16 protein-coding genes are annotated in these 21,088 nt (G+C 43.1%); 6 read left to right on the top strand and 10 right to left on the bottom strand.

Features of this window, described 5'->3' with window-relative positions:
- Positions 1-53 precede the first annotated feature (53 nt).
- Positions 54-1,109, bottom strand: coding sequence for a type IV pilus twitching motility protein PilT (locus AC5JPY_RS09490; protein WP_443525339.1), 1,056 nt, complete (start codon positions 1,107-1,109; stop codon positions 54-56).
- A 363-nt stretch (positions 1,110-1,472) separates the two neighbouring features.
- Here AC5JPY_RS09490 and AC5JPY_RS09495 point away from each other — a divergent pair, with 363 nt between their 5' ends.
- Positions 1,473-2,210 carry a YggS family pyridoxal phosphate-dependent enzyme gene (locus AC5JPY_RS09495; protein WP_443525341.1) on the top strand — a complete coding sequence of 246 codons (738 nt, stop codon included), beginning with the start codon at positions 1,473-1,475 and terminating at the stop codon, positions 2,208-2,210.
- A gap of 213 nt (positions 2,211-2,423) precedes the next feature.
- Here the strand turns inward: AC5JPY_RS09495 and paeA are convergent, their stop codons facing one another.
- Positions 2,424-3,698: a polyamine export protein PaeA gene (gene paeA / locus AC5JPY_RS09500; RefSeq protein WP_443525342.1), complete on the bottom strand. Its 1,275-nt coding sequence runs from the start codon at positions 3,696-3,698 to the stop codon at positions 2,424-2,426.
- A gap of 212 nt (positions 3,699-3,910) precedes the next feature.
- Positions 3,911-5,602: an NAD+ synthase gene (locus AC5JPY_RS09505; protein WP_493852375.1), complete on the bottom strand. Its 1,692-nt coding sequence runs from the start codon at positions 5,600-5,602 to the stop codon at positions 3,911-3,913.
- 812 nt (positions 5,603-6,414) lie between these two features.
- On the opposite strand from AC5JPY_RS09505, the gene AC5JPY_RS09510 reads away from it, so the two are divergent.
- The 3 genes from AC5JPY_RS09510 (at position 6,415) to epmA (ending at position 9,940) form a co-directional block, all read left to right on the top strand.
- On the top strand, positions 6,415-7,572 hold the full coding sequence (locus tag AC5JPY_RS09510; protein WP_493852376.1) for an AI-2E family transporter: 1,158 nt from the start codon (positions 6,415-6,417) through the stop codon (positions 7,570-7,572).
- Positions 7,573-7,658: 86 nt separating this feature from the next.
- Positions 7,659-8,840: a 4-phosphoerythronate dehydrogenase gene (locus tag AC5JPY_RS09515; protein ID WP_493852732.1), complete on the top strand. Its 1,182-nt coding sequence runs from the start codon at positions 7,659-7,661 to the stop codon at positions 8,838-8,840.
- Positions 8,841-8,917: 77 nt separating this feature from the next.
- Positions 8,918-9,940: an EF-P lysine aminoacylase EpmA gene (gene epmA / locus AC5JPY_RS09520; RefSeq protein ID WP_493852377.1), complete on the top strand. Its 1,023-nt coding sequence runs from the start codon at positions 8,918-8,920 to the stop codon at positions 9,938-9,940.
- A gap of 171 nt (positions 9,941-10,111) precedes the next feature.
- Here the strand turns inward: epmA and AC5JPY_RS09525 are convergent, their stop codons facing one another.
- From AC5JPY_RS09525 to AC5JPY_RS09550, 6 genes are all read right to left on the bottom strand, one after another.
- Positions 10,112-10,750 carry an SDR family oxidoreductase gene (locus AC5JPY_RS09525; RefSeq protein WP_493852378.1) on the bottom strand — a complete coding sequence of 213 codons (639 nt, stop codon included), beginning with the start codon at positions 10,748-10,750 and terminating at the stop codon, positions 10,112-10,114.
- A 275-nt stretch (positions 10,751-11,025) separates the two neighbouring features.
- Positions 11,026-11,475, bottom strand: coding sequence for a YaiI/YqxD family protein (locus AC5JPY_RS09530; RefSeq protein ID WP_102093310.1), 450 nt, complete (start codon positions 11,473-11,475; stop codon positions 11,026-11,028).
- Positions 11,475-12,815 (bottom strand): 5-(carboxyamino)imidazole ribonucleotide synthase, encoded by a 1,341-nt coding sequence (locus AC5JPY_RS09535; protein WP_493852379.1) that lies wholly within the window; start codon positions 12,813-12,815, stop codon positions 11,475-11,477. The genes AC5JPY_RS09530 and AC5JPY_RS09535 overlap by 1 nt, the downstream gene beginning before the upstream one ends.
- A 201-nt stretch (positions 12,816-13,016) precedes the next feature.
- Positions 13,017-13,568, bottom strand: a complete 552-nt coding sequence (gene purE / locus AC5JPY_RS09540) for a 5-(carboxyamino)imidazole ribonucleotide mutase (protein ID WP_493852380.1) — start codon at positions 13,566-13,568, stop codon at positions 13,017-13,019.
- A 99-nt stretch (positions 13,569-13,667) separates the two neighbouring features.
- The gene (locus AC5JPY_RS09545) at positions 13,668-14,633 is read right to left on the bottom strand and encodes a metallophosphoesterase (protein ID WP_493852381.1); all 966 of its coding nucleotides are present in this window, start codon (positions 14,631-14,633) and stop codon (positions 13,668-13,670) included.
- 136 nt (positions 14,634-14,769) lie between these two features.
- Positions 14,770-15,378, bottom strand: coding sequence for a rhomboid family intramembrane serine protease (locus AC5JPY_RS09550; protein WP_319051118.1), 609 nt, complete (start codon positions 15,376-15,378; stop codon positions 14,770-14,772).
- A gap of 381 nt (positions 15,379-15,759) precedes the next feature.
- Here AC5JPY_RS09550 and AC5JPY_RS09555 point away from each other — a divergent pair, with 381 nt between their 5' ends.
- Together AC5JPY_RS09555 and AC5JPY_RS09560 are read left to right on the top strand one after the other, a co-directional pair.
- The gene (locus AC5JPY_RS09555; RefSeq protein ID WP_443525351.1) at positions 15,760-17,457 is read left to right on the top strand and encodes a hypothetical protein; all 1,698 of its coding nucleotides are present in this window, start codon (positions 15,760-15,762) and stop codon (positions 17,455-17,457) included.
- Positions 17,458-17,918: 461 nt separating this feature from the next.
- Positions 17,919-19,499 carry an OmpA family protein gene (locus AC5JPY_RS09560; RefSeq protein WP_443525352.1) on the top strand — a complete coding sequence of 527 codons (1,581 nt, stop codon included), beginning with the start codon at positions 17,919-17,921 and terminating at the stop codon, positions 19,497-19,499.
- Positions 19,500-19,616: 117 nt separating this feature from the next.
- On the opposite strand, the gene nagZ is transcribed toward AC5JPY_RS09560, so the two are convergent.
- Entirely contained in the window at positions 19,617-20,702 is a 1,086-nt protein-coding gene (gene nagZ / locus AC5JPY_RS09565; RefSeq protein ID WP_443525354.1) for a beta-N-acetylhexosaminidase, read from the bottom strand.
- Between the last annotated feature and the right edge of the window lie 386 nt (positions 20,703-21,088).

Raw genomic sequence — 21,088 nt, forward strand, 5'->3', positions numbered from 1 at the left:
AAAAACCAATAAAACCTAGCCAGCATTACTCCTTTTATTTGGCTTAAATTGTATTATAAAAATGCCTCAGGTTGCTTAGCATAAGGACGAGCCACATCTTTACTAATTGTGCCTTTACCTACCAAATTCTTTAGGGTTTGATCGAGTGTGATCATACCTTCACCTGCACCCGTTTGAATGGCAGAATACATCTGAGCAATTTTGTTTTCGCGTATCAAGTTACGAATAGCTGGCGTCCCTAGCATGATTTCGTGAGCTGCCACACGGCCACCGGCTTGACGACGCAACAGTGTCTGTGAAATCACGGCCTGCAGCGACTCCGATAGCATGGCACGAATCATATCTTTTTCAGCAGCAGGAAAAACATCAATGACACGGTCAATCGTTTTGGCAGCTGAGCTGGTGTGCAACGTACCGAACACTAAGTGACCTGTTTCTGCTGCTGTCAGTGCCAGACGGATAGTCTCAAGGTCACGTAGCTCACCGACCAAGATCACGTCTGGATCTTCTCGCAATGCTGAACGCAATGCCGGCTCAAAACCCAATGTGTCACGGTGCACTTCACGCTGGTTGATCAGGCTTTTCTTTGACTCATGAACAAATTCAATCGGATCCTCAATCGTTAAAATATGCTCTTTACGACTTTCATTTATATAGTCAATCATCGCCGCAAGGGTAGTGGATTTACCCGAGCCTGTTGGACCGGTGACCAATACTACGCCGCGTTTGAAATCTGAAACACGTCTGAAAACATCTCCCATTCCCAAGTCTTCCATCGTCAAAACTTTGGATGGAATCGTACGAAAGACCGCACCTGCACCGCGGTTTTGATTAAAAGCATTCACCCGAAAACGAGCTAAATTGGGGATTTCAAAAGAAAAATCTGTTTCAAAAAACTCTTCAAAGTCAGCACGCTGCTTGTCATTCATAATGTCATAAATGAGCTGATGAACCATTTGGTGAGTCATCGCAGGCATATTGATACGGGTCATTTCACCATCGGTACGAATCATCGCAGGCATACCTGCTGAAATATGTAAATCTGATGCCTTGTGTTTTACGGTAAAACGTAGCAAATCTTCAATACTTAAAGCGTTTTTTTCAGCCATAATTCGATATTCCTATCAATCAGTCAGCGTAAGACAAAAGAGCATGAGAGCACGTGATAAACTATCGATCAGTCACTCTATACAATCACGTAGTAACTACGAGTCAACCAGTACGCAGTCTTTATGACTGCTATCATATTTAGTAGCATATGTTAATGCATGTAACAATATCATAACAAGACTATGAGTATTTAACCATCCACTCCTGAATAAAATATAAAATTAATTATTTTCAAGCTCAATTTCCATATAAAAAATAAGTGATTTACTTTATTGATGAGATTTAATTACCTTATTTACTATTCATAATAAAGATTTTCTGCACAGACTATTAAAAAGCTAAAAAAAACGAGATCCTGATATATGACAAATACGACAAAGACAAACTGCAATATTGATAATCAAATGTTGATTGATAATTGGCAGCAAGTAAAAACACAAATGACTCAAGTTTATGAACAAGCAGCCGATCATGCAGACAGATCTGCCAATCATACGACCTTGCTAGCAGTTTCGAAAACCAAACCTGCTAATATGGTGGCAGCTTTAGCCAAGCAAGGACAGCGGGACTTTGGTGAAAACTACCTACAAGAAGCTATCGAGAAAATCAATTCGCTAAAGTCACAGTCTGAAGGTGACAAGATTGTGTGGCATTATATCGGTAGTATCCAGCGTAACAAGACGCGTGATATTGCAGAGCATTTCGATTGGGTACAGACTCTTGAGCGCGATATTATCGCTAAACGCTTGAATGATCAGCGCCCAGCTGATCTAGCACCACTGAATGTGCTGATACAACTTAATATCGATAATGAGGAGAGTAAATCAGGCTGCTTACCAGAACAACTACCAGAACTGATCACAGCGATTCAAGGATACGAGCGTCTACAACTACGTGGCTTGATGATTATCCCTGCCAAAACAGACACAAATGCCTTTGCTCGAACCAAAGCACTGTTTGAGGAGGTCAAAATCAGCTACCCAGAATTAAAGGCTTGGGATACGCTTAGCATGGGGATGAGCGGTGATATAGCAGAGGCAATAGACAATGGCTCTACCATGGTACGCGTTGGTACGGCTATCTTTGGGGCGCGAGACTAGGGCGTGTCCCTTAAGCTGAATAGTAAGCAGACTCAGAATGGTTTAATCGCTGTCAAGTTATTCTGAGTCGCTTGGGAATGTTTTGATGCTATTGCTATTGGCTATACGGTTTTGTTAGAGCTATGGGCTTTTTTTATGACAGCTATAAAATGAGTATGTACTCTCAAAGTTTGTGTACTCATCTGATGGAATAAAAACTTACTCATTTATTGGTTAAGTAGCCTCTTCTAACTTGGTCACTAACATTTGAGTGATTTTGAGATTATCAGTCGCAATAATTTCAAATCGATAATTGGCATACTCAATAGTATCGGTCTTTTTTGGGATTTTTCGGAGCATATACATCATAAAGCCGCTGATAGTTTCATAGTTCTCACTGCGTGGTAAGTCGACAATGTCTAAGGCGCGAATGACGTCTTCGATAGGTGTCATACCATCGATGAGCCATGAGTTGTCAGTACGCTGAACGATAGGTTGCTCCTCAAGCGTCACAAGCTCACCCATCACAATACTCATCACATCTTTGAGCGTGATGACACCAACCACGAGCCCGTATTCATTGACGATAACCGCAAAGTCAGCGCCAGTAGATTTGAACATCTCTAACACTTCAAACAAAGACAACGTATCAGGCACAAACAGAGCGGGCTTTAATAAAGTTTTATTGGTGACGCTAACCTCTTGCTGGTTTAGCACCAATGCCAAAAAGCTGCGTGACTCTACATAGCCGACGATATGCTCTAAATCATCATCATGACAGACCAAGAACTTGTTGTGTGGCTGTGCAATCATGATCTTTACTACATCTTCGGTACTGGTATTGGTATCAAAATAAACGATGTTTTCGCGTGGGTTCATAACTGAGGTGACAGTACGCTCTTGCATATCAAAGATATTTTCTATGAGGTGGTGTTCTTGTTTTTTTAGCACACCAGCCTCGGCACCAGCATCCATGACGGCATAGATATCTTCTGGGGTCATATCATCTTGACGTATAGTTGAGATACCCAGAAAGCTAAACAAAATATTCGCAGCGCCATCGAATACCCATATGACTGGTTTTAATACAAAGATTAATAATATCATTGGGCGTACCAGTCGTACGGCTAACGTCTCAGCATTTGACATTGCCAAACGTCTAGGCATCAAATCGGCAAGTAAAGAAAACAAGCTGGTGATGAGCACAAACGATATGACTGATGCTACTGCCTCGCTACCTAATAACTGCTCAAGATAAGGGCTAATGGCTGATTCACCCACGGCACCCGCAGAGATTGCTACTGCATTTAGCACCACCTGCACAACAGTAATAAAACTACCAGGGTGCTCCTGCATTTTGAGAACATCAAAGGCACGGACGTCTCCTTCTTTTGCCATAATTTGGAGTTTTATTTTGCGTCCAGCGGCAATGGCAATCTCAGTAGCAGAAACACAGGCACTCAAGGCAAGCAGTAAAAGAAGAAACACACTAGCGGTTAGCAAACTCATGACGTACTCGAAAAAATAAATAAAGACAATTAAATGAGAAATAATCGGTGGGAGGGTACAAAAGAAAATCGTTATTTATGAAGATTGTTGATATATAGAAACCAAAAAAGCTGGGCAAGCACCCAGCTAATCGTAAAATTCAGGACTGTGTAAAACCAGCTAACTAGCCCTTAGCAATTTCTACATTTTAGAAGTTGCTAGGGATGCAATATTTAGCCTTTTATTGACCATTTATTGACTAATGGATAACGACGCTCACGTCCAAAAGCCTTGTGGGTAATTTTCGTACCGATAGGAGACTGCAAGCGTTTGTATTCGCTGTTGTCTACCATCTTGATGACTTTTGCCACCATGTCAGCGTCGAAACCTTTATCGATAATTTCCTGATAGCCCATATCTTCATCGATATATGACATCAAAATACTGTCTAATACATCATAATCAGGCAGGCTGTCTTGATCTTTTTGATCGGGACGCAGTTCAGCTGATGGCGGGCGAGTGATAACGCGCTCAGGAATGACGGGGGTGTCTTCTAAACGATTGCGATAGCTTGCCAATTTATAGACTTGTGATTTGTACACGTCTTTTAAGACATCAAATCCACCTGCCATATCACCATATAAGGTTGAGTAACCAACGGCTAACTCTGATTTGTTACCCGTCGTGATGACCAGATGACCAAACTTGTTAGACAGTGCCATCAATACGACACCGCGAGCACGGGCCTGGATATTCTCTTCAGTAGTGTCAGCCGGTGATTTATTGAACAATGGGGCCAATGTATGACGGATACCTTCAACAGCATCAAAAATAGGACATACGGTATAAGAGACATTCAAGCGACGCGCTTGAGCCTGTGCATCTTCTAAACTGATCTGAGAGGTGTACTCATATGGCATCATGACCGCGTAGACTTTATCAGCGCCTAGTGCATCAACAGCGATACAAAGCGTTAGTGCCGAATCGATACCACCTGATAATCCAACGATAATGCCAGAGAAGCCAGAATGATTGACATAGTCGCGTAGACCGACGACTAATGCTTGGTACATCTCTGACTCACGGCTTAGTGTTAGCGGTGCTTTAGCTTGGCTGTCAAATTTGGCAGTCTTTACATCTAAAGTGGATAATAATAGTTGATTCATAAAGCGCGGTGCTTCATGGGCCACGCTACCGTCTGCTTGTACGGTCATAGAGCCGCCATCAAACACCAGGTCATCTTGACCGCCAACAGCGTTGACATAGACGATAGGCAGATTGTTTTCACGGCTGCGTTTGGCAAGCATGGTCTTACGGTTGTCTTGTTTTTCAATCTCAAAAGGTGACGCATTTAAGCTAACAATGAGGTCAGCACCTTGTTTCTTGAGTTCGGCGATAGGTGCTTTTTCCCATAGGTCTTCGCAGATGAGCAGACCGATAGTAATGCCTTTATAGTCAAACAAAACTTGGTTACGACCTTTATCAAAATAACGACGCTCATCAAACACGCCATAATTTGGCAAAATTTGCTTATGATAAAAGCCTTTTTGATGACCGTTGTGCAAGATAGCGGCAGAGTTAAACGTACCGTGATGATCGACATGCGGATAGCCGACAATCATAACGATATCGTCGATATCACTCAGGGTAGATAGGGCGCTTTTGACGCGGCCTGATAAGCTTGGACGTAGCAATAAGTCTTGTGGAGGGTAGCCGAGCAAAGCCAGCTCTGGGAATACAATGACGTCAGCCCCTTGTTCGCGAGCTTGTAATGCAAGGGTACGCATTTTTTCGACGTTGGTTGCGATATCACCTACCAAAAAATGTGATTGGGCTAAAGCAAACGTGACAGTATCTTGTGATTTATTGGTCTTGCTAGTTTCGTTTGAGGGGTTAGAGTTTGGGTTATCAGTGTCTTTTGACATTGTTATTGTTCCTATCGATATATTATTAAAATGTGGTGAATTTTTATTGGTTTAAAATAAGTCCTAAATACATTCAAAACTTCGCTCTAAACTATCACGCTCGAATATTGAGCGGATATAAAGAGTCTAAATCTGGCATAAGCGCTAAGACAATATGTAAAATTTTACTCGCTATACCTGCTGTCCCAACTAATCACGCCATCTTAAAATTAGCGTTTATAATAGTCTAGATGACAACGATACAAGAGGATCTAGACTCTGCCTTATCAGTTATAGTGTCTGTGCCAACGACAAAAATAAATGCGTGCAAATACACTTAACTATATTGAAAAGCTTAAAATAATTGCTTTAGTATAACATCAATTGTCACGACAAATAGAACGCACCAGTGAATTCCCTCATAAGATAGCAGTTTAATAGCTGCACACAAAAGTGGTTTCAATTACACCGTTTTTACATACCAAATCCATGCATTATGCGCTAGTTATTGTGGTCATCATCTAGTAAGCTTACATAGACAAAGTTGTAAGTAAAGATTACAACATAGCGTTATATAATTATCGTACTTTATTGCATAATAAAGTGTAACAACGGCGCTTTTCGTTATGTCCTTATGGGAGTGATAGTCTGTAAATATTTGACACTATCATTTGATTTATTAGCGTCAACGTCGTTTTTATTGATACATAAATAAGCTACCACACTCGCCTATGGATACCGTTTATGGACACCATCTATAAGCTGGTGTTCATCACCCATTTATAAACTCGCCAGCAAGCTGTCGTTTGCTGTCCGCTCTTGGTTTATACGCTATGATTGAAAACTGGACAAAAGAATTTATTATTCAGCGCTTACTTGCTATTACGTTGCTGGTTGCGCTATTTGTATTGTGCTTTCAAGTGGTGCAGTTTTTTATTGTGCCTGCACTGTGGGCTGCGATTTTGGCATATGTGACGTTTCCTGTTTATAAGTTTTTTCACGAAAAAGTTAAGTTAAGTCCAGATTTTAGTGCTGCGATTATGACGGTCAGTATCTCCTTGATGATAGGCATACCACTGGTTATCGGGGTTTTTATTTTGCAGCAAGAAGCGCTAAGTCTCATTAGTAATTTGATATACCGTATTAAAGTGGGCTATTTGGATGTGCCTGACTCACTCAAAGAGCTGCCTATCATTGGGCAGCAAGTCAAAGATGTACTGTGGCGAATCAACAAGAATCCAGAAGGGACATTAGAGACCTTTCGTCTTTGGGTTCAGTCGCATCTGTATTATGGCAAGATCGCATTCGATGTGGTGTTTAGTGCGCTGGCCAAACTTGGTATGGCACTGATGACCTTATTCTTTTTTTATCGTGATGGCACCAGTTTGGTACGCCAAATTCGCCAAGCGCTACGCAACATCATTGGCAACCGCATCGATGGCTACATTGACTCTGTGGGTACAACCACCCGCGCGGTCGTATACGGTATTGGGCTCACAGCACTGGCGCAAGCGACGCTCGCTGGCATTGGCTATTACTTCTCTGGTGCGCCAAGTCCTATTTTATTGACTATCGTCACCTTCATCATTGCATTGATCCCGTTTGGAACTCCATTCGTTTGGGGCGGTGTATCGATTTGGCTATTGAGCCAAGGGCATACTGCAGGCGGTATTGGTCTGGCACTATGGGGCGTATTAGTGATCAGTTGGGTGGATAATTTGATTCGTCCTATCGTCATTAGTGGCGCGACCAAGATTCCTTTTATCATTATTTTTATCGGAGTATTGGGCGGTCTGACCGCATTTGGTTTTGTCGGGTTGTTTATCGGTCCTGTGGTACTGGCCATCGGTCTTGCCGTATGGCGCGAGTGGATATCACAGCACAAGAATGAGATATTCGCTCAGCAAGAAGTTATGCTCTCTGAGACTGGTGCTGTAACGCCAGTGCCTAGGCCAGAACAAGAAATAGTTGGTAAAAACGAATCTATATAGCAAACCTATAGGATAGAAAATGTAGCTAACAACAAACTCGAACGTTGCAGACGTTATAGGCAGTAAAAATGGATAAGATGAGCAAAATTAAGGGCATTACTATCGTTGCTGATAGCAACATTGCTAGTCTAAGTGAGTTTTTTAACACTGAGACACTGGGTAAGCTGACTGAGCAAACTGTCAATATCATAAGCACTGCTGGCCGTGATATCGATGCACATTTGCTTGCTGAGGTACAGCCAGATATATTACTGATACGCTCTGTGACGCGAGTAGGTGAGGCGTTATTGGCTGATAATCATAGCGTGCAGTTTATTGGTTCGGCGACTATCGGCACCGACCATGTCGATCAAGACTATCTCACCATGCGTAATATTACTTTTGCCAATGCGGCAGGCTGTAGTAAGCATTCTGTGGCTCAGTATGTGTTGACGTCTATTTTGACGTTGCGTCCGCAATATTGGCAGCAGTCGACAACATCTACGAAGCCTATGACACTAGGCATCATTGGACTTGGCAATATTGGTAGTACGCTTGCTCAGTATGCACATGATTTAGGATGGCAAGTACTAGGTTATGATCCCTTAGTCCCAGCGTCCACAACCAACAATGCTAGCCTTGAGCAAGTCCTGTCTCAAAGCGACGTAGTCAGTCTACATGTGCCTTTGACGACCGAGAAAGCCGATAGTAATCCTCGCGGGAGTGAGTATCCAACCTATCACCTTATTGATGCAGAGGCATTGGCAGCGATGTCCGCTGATACGATACTGATTAATAGCGCACGTGGTCCTGTCATTAATGAAAGTGACCTAATGAGCGATATTGATCGTACTGGGCGACAAGTGGTACTAGATGTGTTTGAGTATGAACCAAAAGTTGCTGCAAGATTATTATCGAAGCTTGCTATTGCCACGCCGCATATCGCTGGCTACACGCTAGAGGGTAAACTGCGAGGTACACAAATTATTTATGATGCCCTATGCGCGACGCTTGCGATAACACCTGTCCAGTCGATGTCTAACCTGCTACCACTCAATATGTTTCTATGGTCGGAACTAAAAGCACATCCAGACAGATTGGCTAAGTTCTATGACATCATGCAAGATGACGCTGCATTGCGAAACAAAGTATCTCATAATGTGTCTAGCAATTTATCCAGTAAGACATATAGCAATGTATCTGATGAACAGATGACAGGACAGGTCAATGGGGATGATTTTGATCAGCTGCGTCGTGATTATCATCTTCGCCGTGAATGGCAAGCTTGACGTATCAAGTGGACCACTTAAGACTCAAGCAATTACGTCGTTATCAATTTATTATTCGTGAATCACGGTAGACCGTCATGAGCCAACCAAACAGCATGCCCAGTTACGACACAAAACCAAAATATGCACCAACCATGACACTTGCGATGGCACAGCAGCGTGCGCAATTCATCGGAGATATTCGACAGTTTTTTACGAGTCGCCAAGTGCTTGAGGTACAGACACCGCTTTTATCGCAGGCAGGTAATACCGATACTTTTTTACAATCAGTAGCAGCGCAGGTGACCTACCAAGATCGTCCTCGCACTTACTACTTGCACACGTCTCCCGAGTTCGCGATGAAGCGTTTATTAGCCAGTTGGCAAGTACCTATTTATCAAATCTGCCCTGTCTTTCGAGATAACGAAATAGGTGTGCGCCATAATATCGAGTTTACGATGCTCGAATGGTACCAACCTAATTACAGCTTAGATGATATGGCAGGCGAGCTTAATGAGTTGTTGGCGGCGCTTTATGGTCATTCGATTGTGATGAGTCATTACCGCTACGTCGATGCCTTTATGGATTTCGTTGGTATCCATCCACTGACAGCGAGTTTAGCTGCGCTACAAGCAGTAGCAGAAGATAGTGGTCTGACAGGGTTTGATTTCAACAACGCTGACGATAGCGAGGAGAGTCGTCGCCAGAGCTGGTTGGATTTGTTGTTCAGTCATGCCGTAGAGCCAAATCTGGGACATGATTTGCCAACGTTGATTATAGAGTATCCCCCTGCGACGGCGGCATTGGCAAAAACGGCTTTAGATAAAGAGGGCAATAAAGTCGCAAAGCGTTTTGAGCTGTATATCAATGGCATTGAGATTGCTAACGCCTATGATGAGCTGGCAGATGGTCAGGCTTTACGAGCACGCTTTGAACAAGACAATCAATTGCGTCAGCATCATAATCTGCCCCAAATGCCAATCGATGAGCACTTATTAGCGGCGTCTAATGATTTAATACCTTGTAGCGGTATCGCAGTTGGTGTTGATAGGTTGCTGATGGTCATAACAGGTGCAAGCAGTTTAGAAGAGGTGATTCCTTTCCCTAGTGGGCAAGCATAATGAGCTAGTAGATTTTTAATTTATTTGTAGACCAAACAACAAAAGGTCGTTACTGATGTACCAACTAAAGGTGGGCAATCTGGTAACGACCTTTTTATACGTTATATCTGTCAACTAATATATTAAATGATAGCTAATAGCTACCTATATGATAGTAGCTTATAAAGTACCTTATACGGTAGCGACTGCCTCATTGATGTCGATATCACCATTATGTAGATTGAATACCTTACCTATGGTGTTATCTGCTGTGAGTACAGCAGCCAATGTAGTCGCAACGTCTTCGATGGCATTTTCGCCAGAGCTGGTATCATTAATAGTAATTTTACCAGTACCTGCGCGCTCTTTTAGTGCACCCGGTTGTACAATCGTGTAATCAAGCGCACTGTTGACCAACCAATGGTCTGCATAATGCTTGGAGATATAGTAATCTTTTAGATCTGCAATACCAGGGTTTTCGTCCCATTTTTCGGTCTCTAGCGAGAATACAGAGCTAAGCATAATATAGCGTTTGATACCTTTGTCCTCAGCCGCCTGCATCGTTTTTACAGCACCGTGCAAATCAACTTCTAATACGTTTTTGCCGCCAGATCCTGCCACGAAGTAGACCGCATCGATATCTTGATCCAATTGTTTTGCGATTGACTCTTTACTTGCCATGATATCTAAATCTAACTGAGTGTAACGGTCACTATCAAATAACTTTTCTTCCTGGCGGGTTGTTCCAATGACTTTATGATCATCAGCTAATAGCTGCTTAACCAAATCACCACCTACACGACCACTAGCACCAACGACTAAAATTTTCATAATAATTCCTATTTTTTTCTAGATTTTGTTGTTTGATGTTCTTATAGTATGTTTATACAAATACTATTTATATAAAAACTATTTATCTCAAAAACTGAATATAGCGTAACAAAAATAGGCAGCACGCTTCGTTATAAAGCGTGCTGATTGAATGGTGTTTGGTTATAGAGTGTATATGGTTTGCAAGGAGGTAAGTAAAGCTCATGAAACGCCGTTATAAAAAGGGCTTTGTTCTATAAGCTTATAACAGATAATTGCCAAAAAAATGAGAGGTACTAACGAACCAGACGATTGAGACCGTCAGCAAAAGCTTTTTTGTCACGGTCGCCATACGGTTTTTGTCCGCTCATTTCTTGTAGCTCTAACACGCCAGTGCCTCGCATGGTGTCCATAAAATCACGCATGTTAAGCTTTTGTTTGATGTTGTTTTTATCATAAACCACGCCGCGCGTCGTCAGTACCATACCACCTTTGTCCAAGATGTCATTTGCCAAAGGAATATCACTGGTGATAGCTAAGTCACCTGCTTGTATCTGCTCAACGATATAATCATCAGCCTTATCAAAACCTGATGGCACCACAGTCATGACCAGTAGGGGCGATTTGCGTAGCTTGATCGGCTGATTGGCCACAAATATTGCCATAGTCTTGGTACGCTCAGCTGTTTTGATAATCAAGTCTTTGGCAATCAATGGCACTGAGTCGGCATCTACCCAAATTTGCATTATTTTTTGGCCTTCTCGGTATCTGATGAAAGGACTGGTTGGCTGTCTTTATTTTTCAACTCATTGTCTGTATTGTCATTCTGATCATCATTCGTAGCATCGCCTTCTACCGTTTTGGTTTGCACATTGACACTCGCATACTCTTTATCGAGCCCTACCTTATTCGGCAATATAGAAACCAGCTTTGCCATAGCAGGTTCTAAATCAGTCACGTCATTGGGCATTAAGGTGATATGAGCAATCTTGCGATCGTCACGCTCAGCTTTATGATAGCTATGATAATGAGCACCATCGATGTTTAACACTGCACTGATATCGGGATATTGACCAAGTACATTCACCATAATTGCAGGATGCACGTTATCTGTATCGCCTAATGGTAAATTGACCACGGCACGGATATGGTTTTCAAACTGACTGGTAATAGCGCCTTCGATACTCCAGTGTCCAGAGTTGTGTACACGTGGTGCGATCTCATTCGCCAGTATCGTGTTGTGACCGCGAGCATCTTTGGTGACGAACAACTCAAGCGCCATGACACCGACATAGTCTAAGTGATTCATAACTTTGGTAATAGCGTCTGTTGCTTGCTCAAACAGGTGGCTTGTACCAACCGCAGGTGCTTGAGTTTTTGCCAAAATACCATGATGATGATGATTTTCGACCAAATCATAGCAGCGTACCTGACCGTCTTGCGCTCGTGCGGCAATGATAGAGACCTCACGGCTAAAGTTAATAAACCCTTCGGCAATCAGTGGTGCAGGCGTTGGTGTGAGTGAGCCTTTACCGCTGACCGCATCCTTTAAGTCTAGCCAAGCTGTTTTAATATCACTGTCTTGTTTGATGACGAACTGTCCTTTGCCGTCGTAACCACCGCGACTAGTTTTCAGGACAATAGGCAGTCCTAGCTCTTTACAAGCGTGCTTGAGCTCAGTCTCGGAACTGACTTCCAGAAAAGGCACTGTCGCAATATCGAGTGTGTTAAACATCTGCTTTTCTTTTAGACGATCTTGAGCGATGTCGAGAGCAATCAGTGGCGGGAACATGCCTTGCTTGCTGCCAGATTTTGACAAACTAACCAGTTGCTCGACTGTAGATGTTGGTGTGTTTTCAAACTCTAAGGTAAACACATCAGCGGCTGCGATAAAGTCTACTAATTGATCGCTGTGAAAGACACGGCCGTATAAGCTGGCAGGGCATTCTAGATTGTCTTCTAAGAATACGCATTGGTAGCCGAGTGGCATCGCGGCTTCGGCAAGCATCATACCAAGCTGACCACCGCCTAAAATACCGATGGTACGAATGGTTTGGGTAATAGGATAAGCGTTTGCTGTAGTCATGGCAGGCTCTTTGAATAAAAGTGAATGAGGTCTGATGTATATTGAAAGTTAAAACCCGATGGGTGAAAATAGGAAAAGGTGCACTGTATGCACCTTATCTTTAGTAGGACTGAATCAAAAATAAATAATAGTAGCTTTACTATTGCAATAGCAGTCTTATGCTATCAAAAGTACTCGTCAATCTATATGCAATCAATGCATTTAGGTATTGATAATACCAGGTGTTGGACTAGCAAGAATGGTGTCGGTTTGCGTCTGGCGCATGTGATCGAGCTTGGTCGCAATCGTATCATCATGCAATGCCAATACCTGAATCGCAAGTAGAGCAGCGTTATAAGCACCAGCAGCACCAATCGCCAATGTCCCAACCGCGACGCCTTTAGGCATCTGCACGATAGACAGCAGACTGTCCCAACCACTCAGCATTGAGGATTTTACCGGTACCCCAAAAACAGGTAGTGGTGTTTGGCTTGCGCACATACCCGGCAGGTGAGCGGCACCGCCTGCACCAGCAATGATGACTTGCAGACCATTACCTTTAGCATTCTTGGCATAATCAAACAGTCTGTCAGGTGTGCGATGTGCAGAAACCACTTCACAATCAAAAGCAATATCAAAGTCTGCTAGCAATTGTGCAGCCACACTCATGGTCGCCCAATCCGACTGCGAACCCATGATAATGCCAACTTTCGATTGACCAGCAGGAGAGGTGATAGGGCCGTTCTGGTTAGCAGCAGTATTTATGGTGCTCATGACTGGATATCCTCAAAAAGACCATCATACAAAAGTTTTGCTATAGTCGTAAAGCCAAGTTTGATTTTTAATACTTGCTTGGTATTAAGAGCCGCAACATCACTGGTTTATATCTGTTTTTTTATCATGATAATGCTGTACAAAATGAGACGCTGCTAAGGGTAGGGGCTGGTTGGTATCAAGCTGATAACAAGTGAGGTAACCACTATCTACAGCTGCCGAATAATCAGTACAAGCAACTTGTGGACTAAGCGGTGCGGGTGTGCCTGTCAGCCAATAGTGACCGACAAACACAGGTTTATGTGTTTTGAGCGCAAAATCAATATTTTCAGCGAGTGCATCGGCCGGTATTTGCGCCATTGCTGATGAGGGTACGCGTGCCACCTCGCGAAGCGTGCGTTTATTTAGCTCATCAAGCCACCAGCGTACTCGCACTCGCGAGCGCTCTGTGCCTTCTTTGTCGACCATTACGATGCCATCGGGCAAGCCTGTTTCGACGCCCTTTAGTACGCGCTCCAATGCATCAAATTCGACAGTATCTTCTTTGGCAGTCGCGAGTAGACCCTCAGTGGTTAGGCAGTTATTATCAGTCAAAAACGGTTTGAGGATATCCATACTATCTACGTCCCAGCATGCATGTACAAAACAAGCATAGTCTGTCTCAATCCATAAAGGTATCTCATACAAACGCTGCAACCAGTACTTATGTAGCTCTGAACCAAATGCAGCCTCTGCTAAAAATGCTTCGTGCTGACGCTTATGTATAGCATTATGCGTTCGTAGATACTCAGTCTTATCATCAGGATTGAGCGTAGCATAAGCCAATGCATTGTATTCATGATTGCCCATCACTGCATCAGCCACGCCCGCATCTATCATAGCAAAGACAATCTCAAGCGTTGCTAACTGCTGCGAACCACGGTCAATCAAATCTCCAATGAACAATGCTTTATGACCCGTAGGCGGGACAAAATGCTGACCATTATGCTCGTAACCTAATTGGTTTAATAAACCGACCAGCTTATCTGCATAACCATGAATATCACCGATAATATCTATAATCATAACGAGTGGTTAAATCTCACATATAAAAGTAAATGGTTGCTCAATAGCTGGATGTTAAAGGTTGTTTATTCTGATGCTCTTCATTCTAATAACGCTCCTAATTCTAACAACGCTCTTCACTCTAAATAAAGTTAGTCTAAAAACCAGGCGATAATAGAGCATTTATAAAATGGGGCAGCACTTTGGGTTCCAAGATAATGGTAGCAACGACACCGAACGCGCCGCCCCACATATGGGCCATGTGATTGATATTGGAACCACCGCGTTTGTCAGCATAAATACTATAAAACACATAAGCGACAGCAAATAATATTGCAGGAATCGGAATAACGGCAAACAAATAAATGCGTTCCCATGGCGCTAGCAAAATGAAAGCAAATAAAACGGCTGATACGCCGCCTGAGGCTCCAAGGCTTAAGTAACTGGCATTGTTTTTATTTTTCAGGTAGCTTGGAATCATGGCCACAACAATAGCCAACACATAAAAAACGACAAAACCATAGCCGAATAAGAATGAGCGATACAGACCTTCGATAGCTCGACCGAAGAAATACAGCGTAAACATATTGAAAAGTAGATGCATACTATCGGCATGAATGAAGCCATGCGTCACAAAGCGATCCCACTGTCCATTGTTTACAGCTGGTGGATAAAATATGAGTCGATTGAGTAGCTTTTTGTTTTGCCATGCCAACAAGCTGACAATAACCGTGATAATGATAATAAGGGTCGTATGGTTTAACAAAGGATAATCCTTAGGCCGCGCCTGATGTGTGACAATGCGATAAATGACAGTGTTCAAAACCTAGCGCTAAGGCTGAATGAAAACTAAATATGACCGATAATTAACGTACTAATAATAAATCTAAGCTATTCGTAGAGTAATAAAACAATACTAACAGTAGTTATCAGGTTGCAAATGTTTATTATGTGACAAAACGATGCTTTTTTATGCTTTTATAGTGAGTAATGTAGCAGTGTATCATGTGAGTTCAGTAAACAATCTATAGATGCGGCATCTTAAGTACGATTAGGAAGGCAAGAGCAAAAAGCGAGTGTTATACATATAATTAAAGACGAGCAATTAACCTTTGTAAATTTCAAAAGCCGAACGAGGCGGTGACTTATGAGTATTATTGATCAATTAGAGCAGACGGTTACCCCAGCTGTATTGGGCGAGCGCAATAGTAGCGATAGTGTGGCATATATCAGTCTTCTGGAGCAATTTTATGCGGTCCTAGCTGCGCGTTTGGCGGTGCCGCAGGTTTATTCGCAATTGCTGCGTAACGATCAAGTAATAGCTAACGACAATATTCCTGAAAAGCCTTTATTTGAGCAGTTGTGGCATAGTGAGGTATTACAAAATACAATTATTCAAGAGCTGTCAGCCACACATCATATTGATGAGTCAGTCACTGCCCAATTACTGATCAATGCCGCACCCTTAGCGTATCGTGAGCTAAAGACACTTGCTAATGGGCAGTTTTTACCAGCATTTTTACAAGCAGAGCAGCCTTCGCTACGCCCATATCTACCCATATGGGCAAAACCAGTTATTACATCTACTCTAGACGTAGATAGTAAAAGTAATGTCAGTCAAGACATTCCGTCAGCTGCTATGGCGGATAACTCTATCGGACCATTGAGTGATAGTACGTCAACTATGTTAGATAGACTTGATGATCCCAGTCTGAACACCAGCACTGTTCCTACTATTACAGCCGCTGCAACTACAGACCCTGATGGCGGACAACCTCGTGTAGGATCTACTGACGGATTGGGTGAAGAGACTCGATTCGGTAGTGACGATGCCATTCATGCCAGTCCAGCAGCACATCATTTGGCAGAGAACGGCAGCCTGAAGCGAGAGCAAGTACGCACTCGTAATCAGCGAAACGATTTGCTGATACGGGTGTTTTTGTTGATAGTAGCACTTGCCGGGCTTGCGCTTGCTGCATGGGCATTGCTGATCAAGCCCAACAATGACATACCAGTAGAGCCTATTGCTGCTGCGCCTGCGATATCAGCGCCTGCACCCGAACCAGTAGTAGAAGCGATGACGCCTGTCGAGTTCATCATTGGTGTTGATGATAGCGGCAATCTCTATACTTGTAGTGCCACAGTCGGCGACGTAGGACTGCAAAGCACATTGCAGCAGGCACTCAATACAAGCTTTGGAGAGCAAGCAGGTATTTGTGAATTGACTATACAAGATGGGACAGCAACTACTATTGCTAATATGCCAGTGGACGTACTTCCTAACGTCTTAACCATGCTCAGATCAACGCCATTTGCACGTCTACAGTTACAAAACGAACGTCTTATAGTAGAGGCACCAGATAATATGCTACTACAGCAATTGGTGACAAACATACGCAGCTTAGTACCCGCTATGGCAGTTGATAGTACTGCACCGTTGCCACTACCTAATAATAACGCTGCATATGGTATGGGAAGTACTGATGGTGTGAACAATCAGTTTGATGGTGGAGCAGCCTCTAATAATCAGTATAGTAACGATGGTACTGGTAATGGCTCTGTAGAGTATCAAGCGCCTGACGATAACACTGGTGATCGCGTGATACCGGCGCCGCTACCTAATAATGGTAACAACAGAGGGCTCAATAACAATCCAAGCAGTAATAACCCAAACAGTGGGCTGCCTAACATACCAAGCAATAGCCCAAGTAGTATGTCTAATAACATGCCTAGCAGTGCTCCTTCTAATAATAGAACGAGCAGACCGTCAGGTCCTATCTCTGAATCAGAAGTAGATGACATGGCGAGCAGTGTCATCGTCGCTGAGCCTGCCCAAGTGAGATAGCTAAGAGGTCAAGGAGTCCAAAGGTCAAGTGGCTAAAAGAACAAGAGCTATAACGGCAAAAAGCAGTATAGGTTTCTATACTGCTTTTTGCCGTTATAGGTTAACAGTACCTTCTCTGTATATTCGAGAGATAAAGTTTTTAAATCTACACCGTTCGATATGAAAGCAAGCTCCAACAACTAATTGTTCAACTGTTATTGATATGTACCCAAGTGCTTGTATAGTTACGAGTACCAACTCAAACATTACTTAACGTATCATTTGTACAACAACGCATCGACTGTGAACCTTCTCTTAATAATTTTATAATGTTTGAAATAAAATGCAGTAGCGCGACTACAGTAGACTGACAACAGAATTTTTGCATAATGAATTTTGATGTCATGTTTTAGCTTTACTTGGCGGTCTTATGCATTGAGTAATCGGATGATACAAATAAAAATTAAGAGGAGAGTTATATTATGGATATTATCAGTCATTTGACACGTACGGTCAGTCCTGCGGTACTAGCGGACGATCATAGTCCTGCTAAGAAGAACCTGCTGGAACAGTTTTATGCGATTTTTGCCGCTCGCTTAGCGAATGATGAGACCTACAATCGCTTTGCCAATGAAAACATTGCGCGTGATGACGACGCCTTTTATAATCGCGTATGGACAGAAGGGGCTCATCGCGATCAAATCTCCCGTGAGCTTGCTCATGAACACAACGTTGACGAGACAGCCTCTCGTGGCTTAGTTGCGATGGCAGCACCACTTGCCTTTCATGAAATAAAAAGTCTGGCCGGTACTACGCCTGTACCTCAATTTTTAAGTAATAATCTGAGTAGCTATCAGCATCATATTCCTGCATGGGCAGCTGCTGTATTGCCTGCGAGCGCAGTTGCTGCTACACCCATGTCCGATACTGTCAGCACTGCACCGCTACACAAAGAAGAAGAACCACAAGGTAGCTTTATGAAAGCGCTACTACCGATTATTGGTTTGATTATTTTGGGGGCATTGGCTTGGGCCTTACTTCGAGGTTGCCAGGAAAATCCAGAGCCTGTTGCTACGCCAGCGACTACCATGCAGAAAGATGAGCAAGGCAATGAACAATCAGTGATGGCAGCTGATATTGAGCCTGCATCGTTGCGAATTGCTACTGGCGAAAATGGTACGCTTTACGCCTGCCGCATGAACGTAGGCAATGAAACGCTACAGACCAATGTAATGAATGCGCTAACTGGTGCATTTGGCGATGAAGCCAATAAGTGTCGCGCCGACGTTGATGATAACTTTGCCATAGACATGCCAGCTGCCGCTCAACTTGCCACTATATTACCTATCGTCAAAAATGTCCCAAATGCCAGTATGATTATTAAAGGCGATACCATCACGGTCAACGCACCTGACGATGCGGCATTGGCCCAATTAGTATCCGACTTACAAGCAGCTGCACCCGCAATGATGGTAGAGGCTGAAGGTCCATTAGACCTACAAGGTGAGATTGACGATAGTGTGGCTGCAGCAGATGTCGCAATGAACAATCTAGGTGAAAACCCAGATCCACGTGACGTTGCTCGTGCTTTGAGTATTCAGGTTATCAATTTCCAAGTGGATGAAGCTGTCATTCCTGATGTCAATAAAGCCATTTTAGACCGCGCTGCAAAAATCATTGACGACGTACCTGACTTGAACTTGATGATTATCGGTCATACAGACAGTCAAGCTTCTGATTCTTATAATATGGAGCTGTCTCGTGAGCGTGCTGAGTCAGTGAAAGAGTACTTAGTGGCTCAAGGTGTCGATGCAAGCAAGTTGACGACCAAAGGTATGGGTGAGTCAGATCCTATCGCAGACAATTCAACCGAGCAGGGTCGTTTCCGTAATCGTCGCATCGAATTTATGGTTAATGACGAGATGGTTGATCCAAACGATGGTATGACGATCAATAGTGATTCGTTAGACCCAGATTTGAATCCTTTAGACAGTAATAATGATGATTTGCTACCAGATGGTGATGACGCCACGCAAGATACGGTAGTAGATCCAACAAATTAATCTGCAAACCTCTGATCACACGATAGTTAAAAGTAAAAAACCGCCTTTATACAAAGGCGGTTTTATTTTATCAGCGCGTTAGTGGTTACCTATTACTGATTATCTATTATCGAATACCTATTTGTAATAAGTAGGGTCTATCGGTTCTTTTAACTCTCCAGTAACTTGCGTGTCAGCAGAGGCGTCAAAAAAGGTGTGAGTGACGTTATTCTTTGCTTGTTGCCAGTAATCAAAATGCTGGCAAGTAGATTCAAGATTGCCTTGCCATTCTGGTATATTGCCGCACATGGTTTTGATGCGTTTTTGATTGGGATAAGACAACTCCTGTGCCGCAGCAGCAGCCTCATGAACGGCCACGCGGTCATTACATACCAATGCAATATCGCAGCCAGCCTCAATAGCGGCCTTGACACGCGCGCTGACATCGCCAGCTGCCTGTGCCCCAGCCATCGACAAATCATCAGAGAAGAGTACACCATCGAACGCTAATTGATCGCGAATAATATCTTTTAGCCAAATTTTTGAAAACCCTGCAGGCTTATCATCTACTTGCGAGAAAATCACATGTGCTGGCATAAGGGCATCGAGCAGTGGTAGCGTTTGGGCAAACGGTTGCATATCACTATTGATGATCTCATCCAAGCTACGTGTATCGATGGCTTCTGACACATGAGAGTCAGGGGCAATAGCGCCGTGACCTGGGAAATGCTTACCAGTGGTGGCCATGCCTGCTGCTTTCATACCGCGCATAAACTGTGTCGCAAGTGCGATAATCGCTTGTGGCTCGTGATGAAAGCTACGGTCACCAATGACTTGGCTGATACCATCTCTGTCTAGTACAGGCGCAAAACTCAAATCAATCCCTACCGCCAATACTTCAGCTGCCATTAGGTAGCCGCAGTCATACGCACAGCTAAGTGCACGACTCGGATCTTGATTAAACAACTCGCCAAGTCTGCCCATTGCTGGTAAGGGGGTAAAGCCTTCACGTAGCCGTGCAACGCGCCCACCTTCTTGGTCAACACCAATCAATATATCGGGATTGTGATAACGTATATCGTCGCACAGTGTACGTACTTGGGCGGCATCGGCTACATTACGTCCAAACAGTATGACCCCGCCGACTTGTGCTTGTTTGAGTAAACTGACATCCTCAGCGGTCAGTGCGGTACTATCAATATCAATCATTAAAACGCCGTACATTGCATGATCCTTATTCTTCTTTATATTGTTATATTATGGGTCTGATGAACTCTAAATGTCTACTCACTCGCAGGCCATCGTCAATAGACTTTATTATGACAGCTATTATCAAATGAACCTAATGTACGAATTATAGACGTCAAATCAGTCTATTAATCATCATCGAATAGAGGTTGATAGTCTGCATTTGCTCTAAGTGAGAAAAGTGATAGAAAGTTTGGTATGTGTAGGCGTAGCGTGTAAGATTGCTTATACAGTTTGAGACAGTTCAGTATTATTGCTCATGATAATATTATTCAATTTAGAGTATATATTAGTGGGTAATAACAGTAGCTGTAAGCTTCAAAGGCTATAAAATATAAAGAGCTTCAAAAATAACATCGTTG

Source organism: Psychrobacter sp. H27, from assembly GCF_059072655.1.

Bases quoted from the DNA above. Each gene is read 5' to 3' on its own strand.
- epmA (WP_493852377.1), top strand. From the start codon at position 8,918: ATGAGCCAACCAAACAGCATGCCCAGTTACGACACAAAACCAAAATAT.
- AC5JPY_RS09490 (WP_443525339.1), bottom strand. From the start codon at position 1,109: ATGGCTGAAAAAAACGCTTTAAGTATTGAAGATTTGCTACGTTTTACC.
- AC5JPY_RS09560 (WP_443525352.1), top strand. From the start codon at position 17,919: ATGGATATTATCAGTCATTTGACACGTACGGTCAGTCCTGCGGTACTA.
- AC5JPY_RS09535 (WP_493852379.1), bottom strand. From the start codon at position 12,815: ATGACTACAGCAAACGCTTATCCTATTACCCAAACCATTCGTACCATC.
- AC5JPY_RS09530 (WP_102093310.1), bottom strand. From the start codon at position 11,475: ATGCAAATTTGGGTAGATGCCGACTCAGTGCCATTGATTGCCAAAGAC.
- purE (WP_493852380.1), bottom strand. From the start codon at position 13,568: ATGAGCACCATAAATACTGCTGCTAACCAGAACGGCCCTATCACCTCT.
- AC5JPY_RS09525 (WP_493852378.1), bottom strand. From the start codon at position 10,750: ATGAAAATTTTAGTCGTTGGTGCTAGTGGTCGTGTAGGTGGTGATTTG.
- AC5JPY_RS09505 (WP_493852375.1), bottom strand. From the start codon at position 5,602: ATGTCAAAAGACACTGATAACCCAAACTCTAACCCCTCAAACGAAACT.
- nagZ (WP_443525354.1), bottom strand. From the start codon at position 20,702: ATGTACGGCGTTTTAATGATTGATATTGATAGTACCGCACTGACCGCT.
- paeA (WP_443525342.1), bottom strand. From the start codon at position 3,698: ATGAGTTTGCTAACCGCTAGTGTGTTTCTTCTTTTACTGCTTGCCTTG.
- AC5JPY_RS09510 (WP_493852376.1), top strand. From the start codon at position 6,415: ATGATTGAAAACTGGACAAAAGAATTTATTATTCAGCGCTTACTTGCT.
- AC5JPY_RS09545 (WP_493852381.1), bottom strand. From the start codon at position 14,633: ATGATTATAGATATTATCGGTGATATTCATGGTTATGCAGATAAGCTG.
- AC5JPY_RS09555 (WP_443525351.1), top strand. From the start codon at position 15,760: ATGAGTATTATTGATCAATTAGAGCAGACGGTTACCCCAGCTGTATTG.
- AC5JPY_RS09495 (WP_443525341.1), top strand. From the start codon at position 1,473: ATGACAAATACGACAAAGACAAACTGCAATATTGATAATCAAATGTTG.